This is a genomic window from Flavobacterium palustre, from assembly GCF_014639535.1.
GTDB lineage: Bacteria > Bacteroidota > Bacteroidia > Flavobacteriales > Flavobacteriaceae > Flavobacterium > Flavobacterium palustre.
In genome coordinates, this window is the sequence record NZ_BMGA01000001.1 from 871,984 (window position 1) to 891,796 (window position 19,813).

The following is a 19,813-nucleotide window of genomic DNA, read 5'->3' on the forward strand; positions in this document are numbered from 1 at the left end:
TTTTAATCTAAAAAACCAATTGTTATGAAACTAAAAAATCTTTTTTCGCTGCTGGTGTTTTCTGGCTTTTTAATGGCTTGTTCGAATGATAATCCGGATACTTTGATGGAAGATATTCCTAATGAAAATGCTGTTACCTATAAGCAAAATGTAAAGTCAATTATTGATAATAATTGTATTTCCTGTCATGCGGCAACACCTGTAAATGGAGCTCCCATGTCTTTAGTGACTTATGCTCAGGTAAAAAATGCCATTCAAAACCGGGGATTGCTCAATAGAATTTCTTTGAATAATGGCAATAGTTTGTTGATGCCTCAGGGAGGACCACGATTGCCTCAGACAACAATTGATATTGTAGCGCAATGGCAACAGGACGGATTGTTAGAAGAATAATTTTAAAAATTATAACATGAAAAAAATCATATTAATAGCTGTGTTTTGGATATCAGCAATGGGTTTTGCTCAGGAAAAACTAATTTGCAAATCGGCGGTGATTACATTTGAAGCTTCGGTTCCTTCATTCGAAGAGGTTAAAGCAACAAACAACAACGTTACTCTGGTTTTAAATCCTAAAACCGGAGAAATTGCCAGTTTAGCTTTGATGAAAGGTTTTCGGTTTAAAGTAGCTTTGATGGAAGAACATTTTAATGAAAATTATGTAGAAAGCGATAAGTATCCGAAAGCTATTTTTAAAGGAAAAATTCAAAATTTTAATGTTCAGAATTTAACGGCAACGCCTAAGAATTTTAATATCAATGGCCAACTGGAATTGCACGGAAAAACAGTTGGTATTAGTGTTTTAGCAAAAATAAGTCAGTTGAATTCCGGGATTAATTTGCATGCTGATTTTTCGGTTAACGCCAGCGATTTTGACATTTCGATTCCGGCGGTGGTTAAGAATAAAGTGTCCAATAAAATAAATATTCAACTTAGCGCTTTGTTGAAATAAGAAACCAAAACAATAAAGATTTTATAAATTTAGACCGAAGTTGTAATAAACCATCAAAAAGATTTAATTTTGAAAGACCAAAGACGTTCAATTAAAAAAACGGCAATCGATACATTGTATTAATTAAATCAAAAAAATGGAGGAAGAAATAAAAATTGACGACGATTTTATTTTAATTCGTTTTCAAAATAATACTGATGAGGTTTTAACTTTTCAACGTCCTGTACAGTTGGGTTTGATACAATTTCATTTTGGCTTAAAAGGTAGCGCTAACTACATTTTTAATCAGGGTAATTATGTGCTGAATTTAAAAGAAGAAAAAGCATTACTGTTTTATAATACCGAAAAAGAATTGCCTCTTAACGTAGAAATTGCGCCTAAAACCTGGCTGATTTCCATATTTGTTTCCATTAAAAAATTCCACGGATTGTTCACCAATGATGCCGAGCATATTCCGTTTTTAAGCAAAGAAAATCAGGAAAAAAAGTATTATAACGAGAGTGATATCAGTCCGTCGATGGCTATTGTTTTGAACCAGATGTTTCATTATAATTTGAATCCTTCCATCAAAAATTTGTATTACAAAGGCAAAGGATACGAATTGTTAAGTCTCTTTTTTAATCGAAATGAAGACCCGAATGCAGAACAATGTCCATTTTTAGTTGATGAAGAAAACGTACTGAAAATCAAGAAAGCCAAGGAAATTATTATTGCTAATATGGCCGAACCTCCCGGATTGCCGGAATTAGCCGATCAGGTTGGACTGAATTTGAAAAAGCTAAAAATGGGTTTCAAACAAATTTATGGCGATACTGTTTATGGTTTTCTGTTTGATTACAAAATGGATTATGCCCGAAAACTGCTCGACAGTGGTTCTTATAATGTCAACGAAGTAGGTTTGAAAATAGGTTACAGCACCGGAAGCCATTTTATTGCCGCTTTCAAAAAGAAATTTGGAACTACACCAAAGAAATATTTAATGTCGATAAATACAAATATGTAAAACAGTATTGGTTTTATATATCAAAACATAAATAAAAAATAACAATTATCATGTTTCTAAAAAGTGGCTTGTACTACTTTTGACGAAAATTTAAACACACAGCCCTGTCAGCGTTTAAAATCCTGACAGGGTTAAAAAAACAAAATATGAAAGGCGTATTATTAGTAAACTTAGGCTCACCGGAAAGTCCAACTCCCAAAGATGTAAAGCCATATTTAGACGAATTTTTAATGGACAAATACGTAATCGATGTTCCGTATTTGTTGCGTGCTTTATTAGTGAGAGGTATTATTTTGAGAAAAAGACCTGAAGAATCAGCACACGCTTATGCCAAAATTTGGTGGGATGAAGGTTCGCCTTTAGTAGTTCTTTCAGAAAGAATGCAGCAAAAAGTACAACCATTGGTTAATGTTCCTGTGGCACTGGCTATGCGTTACGGAACCATGACCATCGAAAAAGGTTTACAGGAATTGCACGATAAAGGTGTTACTGAAGTATTGCTTTTTCCGTTGTATCCACAATATGCAATGGCTTCAACTTTGACGATTTTAGTGAAAGCAGAAGAAATTCGCAAAAAGAAATTCCCTCAAATGACCTTTACGGATGTTCCGGCTTTTTATAATAAACCCGATTATATTAAAAATCTGGCTGATTCAATGAAAAAGCATTTAGATGGTTTTGATTATGATCATTTGTTGTTTTCATATCACGGAATTCCGGAGCGTCACATTCGTAAAACTGATGTGACCAAATCCCATTGTAAAATAGACGGTTCGTGTTGTAATACGCCTTCGCCGGCACATGAATTTTGTTACCGTCATCAGTGTTATGAAACTACAAAACTGGTAATTGAACAATTAGGAATTCCTAAGGATAAATACAGCCTGACGTTTCAATCCCGATTAGCAGGTGATAAGTGGCTGGAACCTTACACCGATATTGAAATCAATAAAATGCCTGCCAAAGGAATCAAAAAATTAGCGGTAGTAACTCCTGCTTTTGTATCCGATTGTTTAGAAACCTTAGAAGAAATTGCTATGCGCGCTAAAGAAGAATTTGAAGAAAACGGTGGTGAAGAATTCTTAGCGATTCCGTGTTTGAATGATGACGATCAATGGTGTCAAACAGTTGGGAATTGGATAAATGATTGGGCAAAATAAGAGAATAGACTTTTAATGGAATATTACAACTACTTAAAATCCCTGCATTTAATCTTTGTCATCACCTGGTTTGCGGGTTTGTTTTATATTGTACGTTTGTTTGTGTACCAAATTGAAGCAGCCGATAAACCTTCGCCCGAAAAAGAAATATTGCAAAAACAATTCAAAATTATGAGTTATCGGCTGTGGTATATAATTACCTGGCCCTCGGCAATTTTAGCCAGTATTTTTGCATTTTGGATGTTGTTTTTTACAGAAATGGGTAATGCCTGGTTGCAAATGCCATGGATGCACGTAAAGCTTGGCTTTGTTTTTGTGTTGTATTTGTATCATTTAAAATGCCAGCAAATATTTAAACAATTGCAAAATGATGAGGTAAAATACACAACCAATTTTATGCGTTTGTGGAATGAAGGAGCTACTATCATTCTTTTTGCAGTGGTTTTTTTAGTAATTTTAAAAAATGCCGTCAACTGGATTTACGGTGTAATCGGGATTGTATTGTTTTCGGTTTTAATTATGCTGGGCTTTAAATTTTATAAAAGAATAAGAGAGAAAAACAGTAAAAAGTAGCAGTATTCGGTTCAAAGCTGAAACTGAATACTGAATACTGAATTCTGAACACTGAACACTAAAAAATGCTGAAAATCTTCAAATTATCCATGCTTTCGTTGCGAGTTCGAATTTTTCTTTCGATGATCGTAGTGATAATTGTTTCTTCGATTTTATTGGCCTCAATTTCTATTGTTCAATTTAAAAATGAAGCCAAAGAGTACCATCGCGAACGATTAGAACGTAAGGAAAATGCGGTTCGGGAACATATCAATTATGTACTTTCAACTACTACCTATCCGCTGACAACTGAAAATCTGGAGTTGATTTTTAAGGATAAAATTCATGAATTAGCGCATATTCATAATACTGAAATCAATGTCTATGATTTAGAAGGCAAACTCTTGAAATCCTCAAAAGAATCTTTTTCAGTAGATAAAACGGCAGCACCTATTCCTAAATACATTCTTAAATTAGTTCGTTCTTCGATTGAAAAGCGTTATGAGGATATCAAAACCATTAACGGAATAAAGAACAGGTCGTCGTTTACCCAAATAAAAGATGATAAATTCAAGCCATTGGGGGTATTAAATCTACCTTATCAGGAAGACGATGGTTTTTATGACAGGGAATTAAACAGCTTTTTACTTCGTTTAGGTCAGGTGTATTCTTTTATGTTAATTGTGGCTTTTGCTCTGGCTTATTTTCTTTCGTCTTATATTACAAAATCACTGAAAACCATTTCAGACAAATTGAATGAAACCAGTTTGAATCAAAAAAACGAAAAGATTTTACTCACTGCCAGCAGTAAAGAAATCAATTTATTGATTAAAGCATATAACCAAATGGTGGACGAACTGGAAAAAAGTGCCATTAAATTAGCGCAAAGTGAGCGGGAAGAAGCTTGGCGCGAAATGGCAAAACAGGTGGCGCATGAGATCAAAAATCCATTGACACCGATGCGATTGACGGTACAGAGTTTTCAGCGAAAATTTAATCCGGACGATCCTAATATTTTGCAAAAGATGAAGGATTACTCCGAAACTTTAATTCAGCAAATTGATACCATGACTGCTGTCGCTTCGGCTTTTTCAAATTTTGCTTCCATGCCGGCACAACAAAATGAGACTTTGAATGTGGTGGAGGTTGTCGAATTAGCTTTGGATATTTTTAATGAGGAACATATTATTTTTGAAAGTGATTCTCCTGAAATAATTTCTAAAATAGATCGAACACAACTTATCCGAATTATTACTAATTTAGTTAAAAATGCCATTCAGTCCATTCCTGAAGAACAGGAAAATAAAACAGTAAAAGTAACTGTGAAAAAAGAGTCCAATAATGTGCTAATTCTGGTTGAAGATAATGGAATAGGAATTAAAGCCGAAGATATCAATCGGATTTTTGAACCAAAGTTTACCACAAAAAGCAGTGGAATGGGACTTGGATTAGGTATTATAAAAAATATTATTGAAAACTATAAAGGGACAATTGTCTTTGATACTCAATATGGAAAAGGAACTTGTTTTACAGTTGCTCTCCCAATTATTAACTCTTAAATCAATACCATGAGCTACAAAAATATTTTGATTGAAAAAGAGCATACTGTTGCAACTATTACCATTAACCGTCCTGAAAAATTAAATGCTTTAAATAAACTTACTATTCAGGAACTGCATCACGCTTTTTCTGAATTGGAACAAAACCAGGATACACGCGCCATTATTTTAACAGGAAGTGGTGAGAAAGCATTTGTTGCGGGAGCTGATATTGCTGAATTTGCTCGTTTTTCGGTTGAAGAAGGAGTACAGTTAGCTGCACAGGGACAGGATACCTTATTTAATTTTGTTGAAAATTTAAGAGTGCCTGTTATTGCTGCCATCAACGGTTTTGCTCTTGGCGGTGGATTAGAATTGGCTATGGCCTGTCATATTCGTGTAGCATCTGATACTGCTAAAATGGGGCTTCCTGAAGTGTCATTAGGGATAATTCCGGGATATGGGGGAACACAACGTTTGCCGCAATTAATAGGTAAAGGACGCGCTTTAGAAATGATACTTTCCGCAGGAATGGTTACTGCTGAGGAAGCTTACCGAACAGGTTTAGTGAATTATGTAGTAGCGCAGGAGGAATTATTACCCTACTGTAATGAAATAGCACAAAAAATAATTAAAAACTCTCCGGCAGCGATTGGTATGGCAATTAATGCGGTTAATGCTAATTATAAAGAAGGCGAAAATGGCTTTGAAACCGAGATAAAATCTTTTGGGAAATGTTTTGGAACAGTAGATTTCAAAGAAGGTACCAAAGCTTTTTTAGAAAAAAGAAAAGCAGTTTTTACAGGAGAGTAGTTTAGTGTTCAGTGTTCAGTTTGCAGAAAGCAGTAGCAGTTTACAGAATAAATAATTAAATAAAATGTCATACGAGCCTATATTTGCCCTTTTTTGGGAAAGAGTGAAACAAAGTATTCAGGATAAAACATTTGCTAAATTAACTTTAGCAAAAACCATTGGCGATACCGAAATTAAGAATGTTTATGTTCGTCCGGTTTTGCTGGAAAATGATATGATGAAAATGTCTGTCATTGCCCGATATAAAACTGAAGAAATTGAGAGTTTTCATAGTCTGGAGGATACTTATCCTGTTTTGTTTTCGTATATGAATAATCCTTTTTTAAGTGCTTTGTTATTTACTACAGAAAACGATGTGGTTTTTAAACTGAATAAAAAACGGGCAGGAAGTATTACGGAGCAGGCACCTACTTTTAAAAGTGCTTCGGATGTGATTCTGGAAATGAAAGAGAAGGGAATTTAAAAAGTGTTCAGTGTTCAGTTTTTAGTAATCAGTTGTTGCAGTAGCTAAATATTTTCGGTATTAAATAACAAAGCCACTCCATTACAGAGTGGCTTTGTTGCGTAATTAGGGTTTGAATAATATTAAATTTTGCAAAATGGCAATTAATTCCATCCGCCGCCTAAGGATTTATACATGTTTACCTTAGCAGTCAATTGTTTTTGTTTGGTTTCTACCAGTTGCAATTTCGATTCTAAAGCATCGCGTTGCGTTAATAAAACTTCCATATAATCAGCTCTGGCAGCACTGAAAAGTTTATTGGTAATTTCAATTGAATTAGTTAAAGCTACTACTTGCTGTTCTTTTTGTTCGTAGCTTTTCTTTAAATTATCAATTTTAGATAAACCATTTAACACTTCGATATGTGCATTTAATACGGTTTTTTCATAATCAAAAATCGCTTGTAATTGCTTATCGTTAGCATTATAATAAGCTGCTTTAATTGCATTTCGGTTTATTAATGGCGCTACCATATCGCCAGCAAGACCATATAATAATGATTCAGGCATTGTAGTAATATATTTTGTCTTGAACGACTCTAATCCTACACCAGCTCTTAACGTAAATGACGGATAAAAATTAGCTTTGGCAACCTTTGTATCCAGTTTGGCGGCCTGCAATTCATATTCCGCCCGTCTAATATCAGGACGATTGGTTAAGAGCTGAGAAGGTATTCCGGCATAAATAGTATCTATTTTTTGATCAATAAAACGATCTGAATCGCGGTTGATGTGTTGAGGAGAACGACCTACTAAGAAATTTAATTTGTTTTCGGTTTCCACAATATCCTGCTTTACGTTGTACAATTCGCTGGTGTTTTTGAACACTTCCGCTTCCAGTCTTTGTACACCAAGAGCAGTTGCTTTGGCTGCCTGCATTTGAAGACGAATGGTTTTCAAACCGTTGTTTTGTAACTCTAAGTTTTGTGTCAGAATAGCCAGTTTATTATCCAAAGCCTGCAATTCGTAATACGAATCGGCGATTTCAGCAATTAAATTGGTAACCATAAAGTTTTTTCCTTCTACAGAAGAAAGATATTCCATTACAGCAGCTTTTTTTGCATTGCGGAGTTTCTTCCAAACGTCTAATTCCCAGGTTGCAAATGCACCCACTTTGTAATTTTGTAGTGGCTCAGGGAATTCTTGACCGGGTTTAATTTCGGTATTGGCATCATTAGCACCCTGGCTGGTGTAACGTCCCACTTTTTCTACTTCGGCAGCAGCCTGAATGCCTACAAATGGTAAATATTCTCCTTTTCTGGCCTGAATTTCATTCTTAGCAATGTCAACCTGTTGCAGCATAATATTCAGTTCCTGATTGTTTACAAGAGCGGTGTCAATAAGTGCGGTTAGTTTTGGGTCATTAAAGAATTCCTTCCATTTCATGTTGGCAGAATTGGTCGTATCCTTTGAAACTACGTTTTGAAATTGTTCCGGTAAATCCTTTTTTTCATCGCGAATTGTTTTTGTTGGTACACAGCTTTGAAATAATAGGGAGGATAAGGTCAGCGCTAGTACTGACCTTATGTTGCTATATTTGAAAATTACATTATTCATTGTTGTTTCTTTTTATTAATTCTTTCAATTGTTTATTCATGGCTTTGAGGCGTAATTGGAGTTTGCTTTCTCCTTCGCTCGCTTTCATGAATTCTTCGGTTACTGATTCATGATGTTCATCCTGAATCAGACTGCGACCATCGCTCATTTTTGCAAATGCGTAATACAATCCCGGAATGACAAAAACACCAAACAGCGTTCCTATAATCATTCCTCCCATAGCCGATCCACCGATGGTTCTGTTACCAATGGCTCCCGCACCGGTAGCAATAACTAACGGAATAAGTCCGGCAATAAAGGCAAAAGAGGTCATCAGGATAGGTCTGAAACGCAGTTTAGCACCTTCCATCGCAGCATCCACAATATTCATTCCTTGGGATCGTTTCTGGACGGCGACTTCTACAATCAATACGGCATTTTTACCGAGTAATCCAATAAGCATGATGACTCCAATTTGGGCATACACATCATTTGATAATCCCATTAATTGTAATAAGGCAAATGAACCAAAGAATCCCACAGGTAATGATAACAATACAGCAAATGGCAATACAAAACTTTCATATTGTGCTGCTAAAACCAGATAAACGAATATCAATACAATACCAAAAACGTACAAAGCATCGTTTCCTCTGTTGGCTTCATCATACGACAATCCTTCCCAGGCAATATCATAACCTCTTGGCAGATTGATGTGAGCCACTTCTTTAATAGCGTTAATTGCATCGGCACTAGTGTATCCTTTAGCCGGTAATCCTCGAATAGAAGCTGAATTGTACAAATTATATCGCGTGATCTCATTTGGTCCTAATTGTTTTTCGACTTTCATAAATGCCGAATAAGGAACCATTTCTCCAGCTTCATTTTTTACGAATAATTTCTCCAAATCCGAAGGGATTTTTCGGTATTCAGGAGCTGCCTGAGTATACACTTTAAAGAACTGACCGAATTTGATAAATCCTTGTTCGTAAGTACTACCAATAAGAATATTCAGGTTATCCATGGCTTTACCAATAGAAACGCCTTTTTGCATCGCTGCTTTATTGTCGATATTCAGTTTTAACTGAGGATAATTGGCAGAATAAAAAGTAAAGACTCCTGTTAGTTCTTTTCGTTTTTCTAAAGCAGCAAGGAAATCGTTGTTTACTCTTTGGAATTCCTGATAATCAGTTCCATTTGTTTTGTCCAATAAACGCAAAGAGAAACCTCCTGATGAACCAAATCCAGGTACTGCCGGCGGTTCAAAATATTCGATAACCGCACCCAGGTTTTTGGATTTGTTTTCTAATTCTTCCATGATTTCTTGTACGGAATGCGTTCTTTCGTCCCAAGGTTTCAGGTTAATCATACAAGTTCCGGCATTCGATCCACGACCTTCAGTCATGATTTCATAACCAGCCAAAGAAGAAACAGAAGCTACTCCGTCAATTTTCTCGCAAATTTGTGTTAGTTTTTTGGCAACATCGTTAGTACGCTCTAATGTTGTTCCCGGAGGTGTTTGAATGATGGCGTAAATCATTCCCTGATCTTCACTTGGAATAAATCCGGCAGGAAGAGTTTGATTTGTAAAATAAGTGGCAACACTAAATCCAATTAGAATTCCGAAAGTAATTACTCTTCGGTTCACAATGTATTTTAAAATGCCCACATAATGTCCGGTCAATTTTTCAAATCCTTTGTTGAACCAGTCAATAAATCGGTCAATAGGCGATTTTTTCTTTGGACCGTGGTTGTGTTTCAATAACATCGCACAAAGTACAGGCGTAAGCGTCAAAGCAACTACGGCAGAAATAATAATTGATCCCGCCATGGTGATAGAGAATTGACGATAGAATACTCCAACTGGTCCTGTCATGAACGAAATAGGAATAAATACAGAAACCATTACTAAAGTAATTGCAATAATTGCTCCTCCAATTTCACCTAAAACCGCTTTTGAAGCTTTGTAGGGTGAGAGATGTTCTTCTTCCATTTTTACATGGACAGCCTCGACGACGACAATCGCATCATCGACTACAATTCCAATGGCTAATACTAATGCAAATAAGGTAATCAGGTTGATAGATAAACCAAAAATTTGCATTACAAAAAAGGCTCCGATTAACGAAACCGGTACGGCAATAACCGGAATCAATGTCGAACGCCAGTCTCCTAAAAACAGGAATACTACAACTGATACTAATACGAAAGCATCTCTAAGTGTGTCTAAAACCTGTTCGATAGAAGCATCTAAGAAACTGGATACATCATAACTAATTTTATAACCTACTCCCGGCGGAAGGTCTTTTTCCAGTTCTTTTAGTTTGGCTTTTACGTCTCTAATTACATCACTACCATTAGTTCCCAGCGTTTGTTTTAAAACGATAGAAGCAGATGGTTTTCCGTCTAAATTATCATAAATATCATAAAATTCACTTCCTAATTCTACATTGGCAATATCTCCTAATTTGATTTCTTCTCCATTTGCATTGGCTCGAATAATCACGTCTTTGTATTCCTGAGGTTCACTGTATCGGTCTCTATATGTTAATACATATTCCAGCGATTGTGATTTTATTCCGGAACTTTGTCCAAGTCTTCCTGGTCTTGCCAGAATACTTTGTTCCTGCATGGCTTTCATTACTTCTTCGGCAGAAATATTATAAGCACGCATTCTGTCCGGTTTTAACCAAATACGCATAGCATATTTACGGCTTCCTAAAATTTGTGCACTGGCAATTCCGTTGATACGCTGTATTTCGCGAAGCATGTTGGTATAAGCATAGTTGTAAAGGAATTTCTCGTCTACTTCATGTCCTTTTTTGCTGTACAAATCAACATACATCAACATACTTGGCTGAACGGGAGTAATGATAACTCCTTCACGTTGTACCAAATCTGGTAATAAAGGCATTACTTGGTCAACCCTTGTCTTTACCCTGATTACGGCGACGTTGGGGTCGGTTCCCGGTTCAAAAATAACACGTATGGTTCCTTCTCCCGCACTGGTTGCATCGGAGGCAATGTAACGCATTCCGGGAACTCCGTTAATGGCTGTTTCCAGCGGAATTAATGTTGATTTTACCAATACATCCGAACTGGAACCCGGATAGGCAATAAAAATATTTACTGTTGTTGGTGCGATTTCCGGAAATTGAGAAATGGGTAATTGTTTAATGGCAAGCAACCCCATAAATACAATAATCACCGAAATAACGATCGCTAAGACCGGTCTTTGAATGAATTTTTTAAACATTTTGTTCTTTTTTAAAGGGTTTTTTACTCAGCGTAAACATCAAGATGTGATAATACTTTTTTAGCCTTTTCAACATTGTATTTTACTTTCTCGTTGTTTTTTACCAATCGTAGTCCGTCTAACAGAATATGATCATTAGCACTCAGACCTTTTTTTACTACAAATAAATTTTCTAAAGTAGCTCCAATAGTAATTTCTCTTTGTCTAACAATTCCGTTTTTATCAATTACAAAAACATAACGTTTATCTAAAACTTCAAAAGTTGTTTTTTGTGGAATAAGCAACACATTTTTAAGCGGAACAGTCATTAAAATTGTTCCTGTTTCTCCGTGTCTTAAAATACCTTGCGGATTTGGGAATGTTGCTCTAAAGGCAATATTTCCGGTTTCGTTATTGAATTCTCCTTCAATAGTTTCTACAATACCGGATTGATTGAATTGCATATCGTTTGCCATGCGCAAATTCACTTTTTGCTTTTTATTTTTATCGGCGCTCATGATGTAATTCAAATATTCTGCTTCAGGAACATTGAAATACACCCACATTTTGCTGTTGTTAGAAAGAGAAGTTAATAATTCGCCTTCCTCAAGCATACTTCCTTCTCTAGCCAATAAATGGTCAACGATACCATCAAATGAAGCTTTGATATTAGTAAAGCCAAGATGAGTTGCGGCTAAGTTTATTTCGGCATTGGCTTTGTCTAATTTGGCTTTAGAAATAGCCAATTCGTTTGCCGAAACTACTTTGTTGTCAGCAAGAAGTTTGGTGTTTTTGTATTCTATTAAAGCGGCATTTCCTTCGGCCTTTGCTTTTTGTAATTCTGCCTTATAGACATTTGGCATAATGCCGAATAATGCCTGACCTTTTTTTACTTTTTGGCCTTCATCTACAAAAATTTTCTGAAGGTATCCTTTTTCCAGAGCTCTAACTTCAATATGCTGAATAGAGTGAATTTGGCACACATATTCTTTAGTAAGAGAAGTGTCCATTGCCACAGGATTAGTAACATTAAATGTGCTTTCTTCTTTTTTTTCTTCTTTATGAGAGTTGCAACCAATAGTGCATAACGCGGTCATAAGACCAATGAAAATTGCGTTTTTTTTCATGATATTCTTAACTTTTTAAAACAATGGGATGATTTTTTAAGTCGAAGTAATAAAAACAACGACCCATGCACCTTATTTGGCTTATCTCAATCAGAACAGAGATAAGAAATAGAGTGTAAGCAAATAAATGCTAATGTGTTTGTTTAAAAAGTTGGGATCAAATTCGGAAAACCTCGAATATAATGTAAAGTGAATTACGGGAGGGTAGGTAGGAAAGCTCTTTGCAGAACGCCTGAGTTTTTTTGACGTATGATATAAAAACGGATAGCGTCTGCTGTTTGAAAAAAGAAAGTTGGTAAGATTGTTTTTCTATAGACTTTTTTGGAGCCATAGTTTCTGAATCTTCTTCTTCATTGTCAGAACTAAGGATTTCTTTCTTATGGTAAGTTTCAAATACTGCGTCAGATACAGCAGTTTGATTGTTAAAAAGATTTTCTAAGTCAGTTTGATTAGCGGTTTCTTTCGATATTGTTTCTTTTGAATTCGCTAACAAAGCTTTTTTTGTTAGTGTATGGGCAAATAAAGAACTGTTGCTAAATAACAGCAGCATACATAAAGGGATAATGTGTTGTATTGCCTTCTTCATCTAATGTTGCAAATCTATATCTACTAAAGCATTCTGGCAAGCATTAGTTAATAAATATTTGTTAATATGGGTGAAACTCATTCATTCTTCGCTGAATAACCCGGAATTGTGCAAATTGCTACTGCCTTCTGCCAACTATTTTTCCCCTTCCCATTCGGCATAAAACTGAGCCAGATAGACTTCCATAAAACGATGTCTTTCCTTTGCGATGTTTTTTCCGGTTTCGGTATTCATTTTGTTTTTTAGTAATAATAACTTTTCGTAAAAATGATTAATCGTTGGTGCCTGACTGCGTTTGTATTCTTCAGTACTCATGTTAGTGTTTGGTGCAATTTTAGGGTCGTAGAGCGCTCTGTTTTTAAATCCGCCATAATTGAACGCTCTGGCAATTCCAATGGCTCCAATAGCGTCTAAACGATCTGCATCCTGAACAATGTCTAATTCGATGGAACTGAATTTCTTTTCGAAATTACCGCCTTTAAAAGAGATGTTTTCGATGATATTGATAACATGAACGATAACTTCTTCGGTGAGATTTTGAGATTCCAGAAATTCCCGTGCTACTTTTGGTCCTACAGATTCATCACCATTGTGAAATTTACTGTCGGCAATATCGTGAAGCAAAGCGCTTAGTTGTACTATTTGCAAATTGCAACTTTCATTTTTAGCAATTAATAAAGCATTTTTATACACTCTTTCGATGTGAAACCAGTCGTGACCGCCTTCGGCATTATTGAGTTGTTCTTTTACAAAAGTTATGGTTTTGCTGATAATGTCGTTGTTGTTCATGTTATTGTTTTAAAAAAAATGTTGATTTTTAAAGGTTTTAAACTTCAAAAATCAACATTTTAAATTAACTAAATTGTATTTTAATTGCAATGACAATTTCAAAAATCAATTTCAATTATAAATCTAAGATTTAAAATCTGCTCCCGATAGCTATCGGGACTGAAATCTAAAGTCTCGCCGGCTCTACCCATTTAAAAATATGGGATTCTTTAGGGATTACTAATCTTTCCGAAATTCGAGCCATTCTTGCCGGTAATTTCATCAGGTAATCACGGGCTTTTTCAGCTTCGTCTGTTAATCCGCTAATTTTTTCAATTTCCCATTTGTCGATCAATTTTTGCATGATTTCCACATAATCATTGGCTGTATAAACACCGATACGTTGCGCAGAATCAGAAAATAATTCGAATGCCGAACTGATTTTTTGACCTGATTCTCTCAGGAAATGCGCTGGCATTACAATTTTTGCTTTCATCATGTATTGGAAAGCAAGCATCATTTCGCTAGGATCTACTTTGAAAATTTCGCTTACAAAATGGCTGTAAGCGTGGTGGTGACGCATTTCGTCTCCGGCAATCATTTTACACATTTTAGACAACTTTTTGTCGCCATAGTTTTTGGCTAACTGCGAAACCCTGTTGTGAGAGACATAAGTAGCTAATTCCTGAAAACTGGTATAAACAAAGTTTTTATACGGATCTCTACCGGTACCAATGTCGAATCCGTCATTGATAAGGTGTTGGGTGGTCATTTCTATCTCTCGCATGTTTACACGCCCTGATAAATACAGGTATTTGTTCAATAAATCGCCATGACGATTTTCTTCACCAGTCCATTGACGTACCCAGGCCGACCATCCGTTTCTCTCTTCGTTATCAACTCCTTCTACTTCCATTAACCAGTTTTCATAAGTTGGAAGTGCTTCTTCAGTAATCATATCACCCACCATAGCTACCCAAAAATCATAAGGTAAATCCTTAGATATTTCGCGTAATTCTTTTACTTCTTCTAAGAAATTATCGCCTTCAGAATTAGGTAAAAAATCAGATGGCTGCCAAATTTGTTCCACCGGAATCAAATATTGATCCATATAGCCAGTCACGTTTTTTTCCAAAAACTGCATAACTTCTAATCGAATGTTTTTTATAGACATTTTATTTATATATATTAAAATTGTATTCCTTTTACTACTGCGCTTTCTGTTTTTTCCATTAATTCAGGAAAGCTAAATTCACTCACTTTTAAAGGTTTATGAACTACAAAGGTAAGATGATTTCCCAGACCTACAGGAAAAAAACCAAATTTTACCATTTTCCATGAATTGTTAATACTCACAGGAATTATATAAGCCGAAGGGGCATTTTTACACAAAATTTTTAAGCCGGTTTGAGCAAATTCTTTAGGCTTCCCTGTTTTACTTCGTGTTCCTTCCGGAAAAATTACCGCCGAACGTTTATTGGTTTCGATGTATTCGGATAATTTTTTTATTTCTGGAATGGCCTGTTTCGGGTCTTTTCTATCAATTAAGGCACCGCCGCCATGTCTTAAGTTATAAGAAACACTTGGAATTCCCTTGCCTAACTCTTTCTTACTTACAAATTTACAATGAAATCGTCGCAAATACCAAATCATAGCCACAATATCGTACATACTTTGATGATTAGCCACAAAAATCAACGGAACTCCCTGAGGTATGATGTCCCTGTTTTCAAATGTATAAGTTGTTCCTACTAAGTTAGTGCATTTTAACAAAAAAAAGTTCAGGTAATCGACACTTTTTTTGTGTGCCTGATAACCAAAAAGATTCAGGCAAAGCCATTGAATAGGGTGAAAAATCACTAACGTAAGTCCAAAACACAAATAATAAATTATGGATATTGGATACGAAATAAGTTTTTGCATTCTTAAAAAATTAGCTGCAAAAGTAAGAAATAAATTTTTAGTGCTATTTAATTCCTAAATAATAATAGGTTAAGTGTTAAATTGTACCTTTGTGCTCTAAAAATATGTGTTTTCCCTGTAAAAATGAGCTTTAACTATCCCAAAAACGAAAAACTAAAAAGTAAAATCACTATTGGATTGTTGTTCTCTGAAGGGAAATCGGTTTCAAAATACCCTTTGCGTTTGGTGTATCATTCGGGTTCTTTAAGCGAGAATGAAAAAATAAAAATGGGTGTTTCGGTTTCTAAAAAATACTTTAAAAAAGCCGTTGACAGAAACCGTTTCAAACGTATTCTTCGTGAAACCTATCGTCTCAATAAGCATATTCTTTTGGATAACTTAGATAAACCCTATGCTTTTATGTTTTTTTATCAAACCAAAGAGCGATTGTCGTATGAAGAAATCAATACCAAAACCATTCAGTTGTTTGAGAAATTTGTAGCTCAAAATACCTCAAAAGAATCTTCGGAAAAGAAAGATGATTCTTTGAAATAATCAACTTTATAGTCAGTTTTATTATTGATTTATTCCTATTTTAGTAGTCAATTATATATTTATCTCATGATTCGCCTTTTACAAAAAAGATATCTGGTTCCCGTAGTTGCTTCCGCATTTTTATATGTTGGAGTGAGTTTCAAAGACGATTTTTTTGAAATTGCCAAGCAATTAGAAATTTTCACCACGCTTTTTAAAGAATTGAACACCAATTACGTGGACGAGACTAATCCCGGTGAATTGATGGATGCTGCCATCAAAGGAATGCTCGCCAGTTTAGATCCGTACACCGTGTATTTTAACGAACAGGATGTGCTGCGGTTTAAAATTAACAATACGGGTGAATATACCGGAATTGGAGCTTTGATTACCCAAAAATCAGGCAAGTTGATTCTTCGTGAAGTATATAAAAATTTCCCGGCAGATAAAGCGGGATTCAAAGCCGGAGACGAAATTATTCAAATTGGTGATGTTTTTTTGTCGGATTTTAAAGAGGACGCTTCCCAATTGCTGAAAGGTGCTAAAAACACTAAAATTGACATTCGTTACATTCGTCAGGGGAAAACCAATTTAACCCAAATTGTACTCGATGAAGTCGAAATCAAATCGGTTCCTTTTTATGCTAAAATTGATGAAAAAACAGGTTATATTGTTTTGAGTCGTTTTAATAAAAAAGCTTCAAATGAAACTAAAGAAGCTTTATTAGAACTTAAAAAACAGGGCGCTGAGCGTATTGTTTTGGATTTAAGAAACAATCCGGGCGGACTTTTAGGCGAAGCCATTAATATTTGCAATTTGTTTGTACCTAAAAATGAAGTGATTGTGACCACAAAGTCCATTAACGAAAAACACAATAATATTTATAAAACTGCTGCAGATCCTGTAGATTTAGAAATTCCATTAGTGATTATTGTGAACGACAAAAGTGCTTCGGCATCAGAAATTGTTTCGGGAGCTTTACAGGATTTAGACCGTGCCGTAGTTATAGGCAGCAGAAGTTTTGGGAAAGGTTTGGTTCAAAAACCAATTGATTTAACCTATAATACCCAACTGAAAGTTACAATTTCCCGATATTTTACGCCTTCGGGACGCTGTATTCAGGCATTGGATTATGCTCATAAAGAAAACGGATTGGCTGTACGCACTAAAGAAACCAATTACAATTCGTTTAAAACCCGAAAAGGCAGAACGGTTTATGATGGGGGAGGTATTTTGCCCGATGTGCAATTAGACGAATCAAAAACAAGTGTGATTGCGAATGCGCTGATTAAAAACGATGCTATTTTTAATTATGCCACGGTGTATTATTATAAAAATCCAAACTTAGGTAATCAAATTCCGAATTTTACTGATGCTGATTTTCAGGATTTCAAACAGTATTTAAAAAATCAGCAAATATCTTTTGATACCGAAACCGAAGAGGCGTTGAAAAACACTTTGGCAGCAGCCAAAAAAGAGGCTCTTGACGGAGCTATTATCAACGAATACAAACAGCTTTTAGCGGTTGTTCAAAAAAGTGAAGCCAGTCAGTTAGATAATCATCAGAAAGAAATTAAGGATTTGATTTTAGAAGAAATTATAAAACGATACCAATATCAGGAAGGTTTTTATCAGTATTATATGAAAACCAATTCGGAGATAAAAAAAGCGGTGGGTATTTTGAATGACGGTGCAGCCTATAAAAACATTCTGAAAATCTAATGTTTAAATCAATTTTGATTACTGCTTTTTTTTGTTTTGGGCTATTTGCTCAGGAAAAAAAGATTAGTACTGTTTATTTTGAATTTGACAAATCAAATATTGATGCTGTTCAGCAACAAATGTTGGTTGATTTTGTTAGTAAAATTGATACAGCGACAGTCGAAACCATACAGATTTACGGTTATTGTGATGATCGGGGCAATAACGATTATAATTTGAAATTATCTCAAAACAGAGTCAATTCAGTAAAAAGTATTTTGGTTGCCAATAGATTTAATAAAAGCAAAATTGTAATTGTTGAAGGCAAAGGGCGGGTACTTTTAGATGATTATTCGGGAGGAAGTTTAGAGGATATTCGCTCTAAAAACAGACGGGTTGATTTGCTGATTGTAAAGAAAAATAGTTTCGGAAAAGGGATTTACACGTCTTTTCAGGATAAACATGAGGTAGGAGACCGAATTTTTCTGGAAAATATTTTTTTTGAATTGGGAAGCAGTAAACTTACAGTGGCTTCTCAAAAAGAACTGGATAGAATTGCAGAAATTCTTCAGAAGAACAAAAAAATTGAGTTTGAAATTCGGGGTCATGTTTGTTGTACGCCTGATTATTACAAAGATGCTATAGACAGGGCAACTAAGGAAAGAAAATTGTCTTTAAACCGGGCTAAAAGTGTTTTTATGTATTTAATTTCTAAAAACGTGAGCAGTTTAAGAATGATTTATAAAGGTTTGGGAAATCAATTTCCTCTGGGCAGGGGAGATGAATTTGATCGAAGAGTAGAATTCCTGATCACTAAGATTTAGTTTTCACCTGCTAAACATTGCCATGATTTTTGAAGTTTCTTTGGGGTTTTGTTTTTTATCGATTTTAACCGATTTTATGATGGCTTCCAACTCTAACATCAAATCTCTTTTTTCTTTTGAAGGAGAATAGCAAAAACCTTCTAAAACCAGTATGCGGTCATTGTCTTTGTCAACTATTGCATAATTGATAAAAGGCCCCGACATAAAATCGTTTTTTAATTCCCAGGTACCTTTAGTTTCATAAGCTTTTTTATAATCCAGAACTATATTCGAAAAGTACGGAGCATAAGCTTCTTCGGTAATCATATCAGTATTTAATTCCTTGCCGTGGATGTATAGTTTACCAATGGAATCACGCATTTTAATAATTCCGGATACTTTGTCTCTTTTTGTTTCAAGGCTGTTAATCGGAATTTGATAAATTAAAATGCTGTTGTTTCCGCTGATGATTTCTTTTTTGAACCATACAAAATTGTTTTTTTGAAGCATTAATTCGTAGTTAGCAGGCATTTCAATTTTGATGTTGAAGCTGTCTTTGAGGAATTTAGTACTCAAAAGTGCTTTTCTGTTGATGCGTTGGCATTCTTCAATCTCTGTTTGGTGCATGATTTTGATGATTTCTGCGGAATGTGTCTGAATTAAACACAGAATGTCATTAGCTGCTTTTCCTGAAATGTAGAACACATTTTGAGGAGTAGCTATTTTGTTTTTTTCGATTTTAAAATCTTCTTTTGTGTCTTTTTTGATGACAATGATATTTCGGTTATCGGTCATAAAACCTTCCATTAATTTTACCGGATATTGATTGATAGTAAATAGTGGTTCTTCCTGAGGTAATCCAATTACCGGTGAAGCAAATTTGTTTCGGATGCTATCGCCAATCTCACCATTCCATAACAAATCATCGATAATCACCGAAATGTTATTGATTTTTCCATTAGTCTTTTTAGGAGCCGTGTTTTGTTGTTGACAAGAGATAAAAAAGATGGAAACGAAAAGCAATATAAAATGGATTTTATTCATTTTGTACCTATTAGGACTGGAATTATTGTGTTAATGTAATAATTTAACCAGCTAATATCGT

Annotated in this window: 19 protein-coding genes; 11 read left to right on the forward strand and 8 right to left on the reverse strand. The window is 35.1% G+C overall.

The window, feature by feature from the left end; translation table 11 throughout:
• The first annotated feature begins 24 nt into the window (after nt 1-24).
• The 8 genes from IEV84_RS03565 to IEV84_RS03600 all read left to right on the forward strand — a co-directional run bounded on the left by IEV84_RS03565 (nt 25) and on the right by IEV84_RS03600 (nt 6,478).
• Nucleotides 25-393, forward strand: coding sequence for a hypothetical protein (locus IEV84_RS03565; protein WP_188492475.1), 369 nt, complete (start codon nt 25-27; stop codon nt 391-393).
• A 16-nt stretch (nt 394-409) separates the two neighbouring features.
• Nucleotides 410-949 carry a YceI family protein gene (locus tag IEV84_RS03570; RefSeq protein ID WP_188492477.1) on the forward strand — a complete coding sequence of 180 codons (540 nt, stop codon included), beginning with the start codon at nt 410-412 and terminating at the stop codon, nt 947-949.
• Nucleotides 950-1,085: 136 nt separating this feature from the next.
• A complete protein-coding gene (locus IEV84_RS03575) occupies nt 1,086-1,952 on the forward strand; it encodes a helix-turn-helix domain-containing protein (protein ID WP_188492479.1) in 867 nt (288 codons plus the stop codon).
• Between the two features lie 146 nt (nt 1,953-2,098).
• Entirely contained in the window at nt 2,099-3,112 is a 1,014-nt protein-coding gene (gene hemH, locus IEV84_RS03580; protein WP_188492480.1) for a ferrochelatase, read from the forward strand.
• A 15-nt stretch (nt 3,113-3,127) separates the two neighbouring features.
• Nucleotides 3,128-3,685 (forward strand): CopD family protein, encoded by a 558-nt coding sequence (locus tag IEV84_RS03585; protein WP_188492483.1) that lies wholly within the window; start codon nt 3,128-3,130, stop codon nt 3,683-3,685.
• A gap of 122 nt (nt 3,686-3,807) precedes the next feature.
• On the forward strand, nt 3,808-5,223 hold the full coding sequence (locus IEV84_RS03590) for a sensor histidine kinase (protein ID WP_188492982.1): 1,416 nt from the start codon (nt 3,808-3,810) through the stop codon (nt 5,221-5,223).
• Between the two features lie 9 nt (nt 5,224-5,232).
• The gene (locus tag IEV84_RS03595; RefSeq protein ID WP_188492484.1) at nt 5,233-6,015 is read left to right on the forward strand and encodes an enoyl-CoA hydratase/isomerase family protein; all 783 of its coding nucleotides are present in this window, start codon (nt 5,233-5,235) and stop codon (nt 6,013-6,015) included.
• Nucleotides 6,016-6,079: 64 nt separating this feature from the next.
• Entirely contained in the window at nt 6,080-6,478 is a 399-nt protein-coding gene (locus IEV84_RS03600; protein ID WP_188492486.1) for a hypothetical protein, read from the forward strand.
• Nucleotides 6,479-6,621: 143 nt separating this feature from the next.
• Here the strand turns inward: IEV84_RS03600 and IEV84_RS03605 are convergent, their stop codons facing one another.
• From IEV84_RS03605 to IEV84_RS03635, 7 genes are all read right to left on the reverse strand, one after another.
• Entirely contained in the window at nt 6,622-8,073 is a 1,452-nt protein-coding gene (locus IEV84_RS03605; protein ID WP_188492488.1) for a TolC family protein, read from the reverse strand.
• The gene (locus IEV84_RS03610) at nt 8,066-11,308 is read right to left on the reverse strand and encodes an efflux RND transporter permease subunit (protein WP_188492490.1); all 3,243 of its coding nucleotides are present in this window, start codon (nt 11,306-11,308) and stop codon (nt 8,066-8,068) included. The genes IEV84_RS03605 and IEV84_RS03610 overlap by 8 nt, the downstream gene beginning before the upstream one ends.
• 23 nt (nt 11,309-11,331) lie before the next feature.
• On the reverse strand, nt 11,332-12,414 hold the full coding sequence (locus IEV84_RS03615) for an efflux RND transporter periplasmic adaptor subunit (protein ID WP_188492493.1): 1,083 nt from the start codon (nt 12,412-12,414) through the stop codon (nt 11,332-11,334).
• Between the two features lie 157 nt (nt 12,415-12,571).
• On the reverse strand, nt 12,572-13,000 hold the full coding sequence (locus IEV84_RS03620; RefSeq protein ID WP_188492495.1) for a hypothetical protein: 429 nt from the start codon (nt 12,998-13,000) through the stop codon (nt 12,572-12,574).
• A 135-nt stretch (nt 13,001-13,135) separates the two neighbouring features.
• A complete protein-coding gene (locus tag IEV84_RS03625; protein WP_188492497.1) occupies nt 13,136-13,789 on the reverse strand; it encodes an HD domain-containing protein in 654 nt (217 codons plus the stop codon).
• Nucleotides 13,790-13,955: 166 nt separating this feature from the next.
• Nucleotides 13,956-14,942 carry an acyl-ACP desaturase gene (locus IEV84_RS03630; RefSeq protein WP_188492499.1) on the reverse strand — a complete coding sequence of 329 codons (987 nt, stop codon included), beginning with the start codon at nt 14,940-14,942 and terminating at the stop codon, nt 13,956-13,958.
• 14 nt (nt 14,943-14,956) lie between these two features.
• A complete protein-coding gene (locus IEV84_RS03635; protein WP_188492500.1) occupies nt 14,957-15,691 on the reverse strand; it encodes a lysophospholipid acyltransferase family protein in 735 nt (244 codons plus the stop codon).
• A 123-nt stretch (nt 15,692-15,814) separates the two neighbouring features.
• Here IEV84_RS03635 and rnpA point away from each other — a divergent pair, with 123 nt between their 5' ends.
• From rnpA to IEV84_RS03650, 3 genes are all read left to right on the forward strand, one after another.
• Nucleotides 15,815-16,225 (forward strand): ribonuclease P protein component, encoded by a 411-nt coding sequence (rnpA, locus tag IEV84_RS03640; protein WP_188492502.1) that lies wholly within the window; start codon nt 15,815-15,817, stop codon nt 16,223-16,225.
• A 66-nt stretch (nt 16,226-16,291) separates the two neighbouring features.
• Nucleotides 16,292-17,926: a S41 family peptidase gene (locus tag IEV84_RS03645; protein WP_188492504.1), complete on the forward strand. Its 1,635-nt coding sequence runs from the start codon at nt 16,292-16,294 to the stop codon at nt 17,924-17,926.
• Nucleotides 17,926-18,729 (forward strand): OmpA family protein, encoded by an 804-nt coding sequence (locus tag IEV84_RS03650; RefSeq protein WP_188492506.1) that lies wholly within the window; start codon nt 17,926-17,928, stop codon nt 18,727-18,729. The genes IEV84_RS03645 and IEV84_RS03650 overlap by 1 nt, the downstream gene beginning before the upstream one ends.
• A 3-nt stretch (nt 18,730-18,732) precedes the next feature.
• On the opposite strand, the gene IEV84_RS03655 is transcribed toward IEV84_RS03650, so the two are convergent.
• Nucleotides 18,733-19,752, reverse strand: a complete 1,020-nt coding sequence (locus IEV84_RS03655) for a DUF4837 family protein (RefSeq protein ID WP_188492508.1) — start codon at nt 19,750-19,752, stop codon at nt 18,733-18,735.
• Between the last annotated feature and the right edge of the window lie 61 nt (nt 19,753-19,813).

Coding starts and splice junctions, on each gene's coding strand:
- IEV84_RS03630 (WP_188492499.1), bottom strand. CDS start 14,942: ATGTCTATAAAAAACATTCGATTAGAAGTTATGCAGTTTTTGGAAAAA.
- IEV84_RS03570 (WP_188492477.1), top strand. CDS start 410: ATGAAAAAAATCATATTAATAGCTGTGTTTTGGATATCAGCAATGGGT.
- IEV84_RS03590 (WP_188492982.1), top strand. CDS start 3,808: ATGATCGTAGTGATAATTGTTTCTTCGATTTTATTGGCCTCAATTTCT.
- rnpA (WP_188492502.1), top strand. CDS start 15,815: ATGAGCTTTAACTATCCCAAAAACGAAAAACTAAAAAGTAAAATCACT.
- IEV84_RS03635 (WP_188492500.1), bottom strand. CDS start 15,691: ATGCAAAAACTTATTTCGTATCCAATATCCATAATTTATTATTTGTGT.
- IEV84_RS03605 (WP_188492488.1), bottom strand. CDS start 8,073: ATGAATAATGTAATTTTCAAATATAGCAACATAAGGTCAGTACTAGCG.
- IEV84_RS03610 (WP_188492490.1), bottom strand. CDS start 11,308: ATGTTTAAAAAATTCATTCAAAGACCGGTCTTAGCGATCGTTATTTCG.
- IEV84_RS03645 (WP_188492504.1), top strand. CDS start 16,292: ATGATTCGCCTTTTACAAAAAAGATATCTGGTTCCCGTAGTTGCTTCC.
- IEV84_RS03585 (WP_188492483.1), top strand. CDS start 3,128: ATGGAATATTACAACTACTTAAAATCCCTGCATTTAATCTTTGTCATC.
- IEV84_RS03575 (WP_188492479.1), top strand. CDS start 1,086: ATGGAGGAAGAAATAAAAATTGACGACGATTTTATTTTAATTCGTTTT.
- IEV84_RS03625 (WP_188492497.1), bottom strand. CDS start 13,789: ATGAACAACAACGACATTATCAGCAAAACCATAACTTTTGTAAAAGAA.
- IEV84_RS03650 (WP_188492506.1), top strand. CDS start 17,926: ATGTTTAAATCAATTTTGATTACTGCTTTTTTTTGTTTTGGGCTATTT.
- IEV84_RS03565 (WP_188492475.1), top strand. CDS start 25: ATGAAACTAAAAAATCTTTTTTCGCTGCTGGTGTTTTCTGGCTTTTTA.
- hemH (WP_188492480.1), top strand. CDS start 2,099: ATGAAAGGCGTATTATTAGTAAACTTAGGCTCACCGGAAAGTCCAACT.
- IEV84_RS03600 (WP_188492486.1), top strand. CDS start 6,080: ATGTCATACGAGCCTATATTTGCCCTTTTTTGGGAAAGAGTGAAACAA.
- IEV84_RS03615 (WP_188492493.1), bottom strand. CDS start 12,414: ATGAAAAAAAACGCAATTTTCATTGGTCTTATGACCGCGTTATGCACT.
- IEV84_RS03620 (WP_188492495.1), bottom strand. CDS start 13,000: ATGAAGAAGGCAATACAACACATTATCCCTTTATGTATGCTGCTGTTA.
- IEV84_RS03655 (WP_188492508.1), bottom strand. CDS start 19,752: ATGAATAAAATCCATTTTATATTGCTTTTCGTTTCCATCTTTTTTATC.
- IEV84_RS03595 (WP_188492484.1), top strand. CDS start 5,233: ATGAGCTACAAAAATATTTTGATTGAAAAAGAGCATACTGTTGCAACT.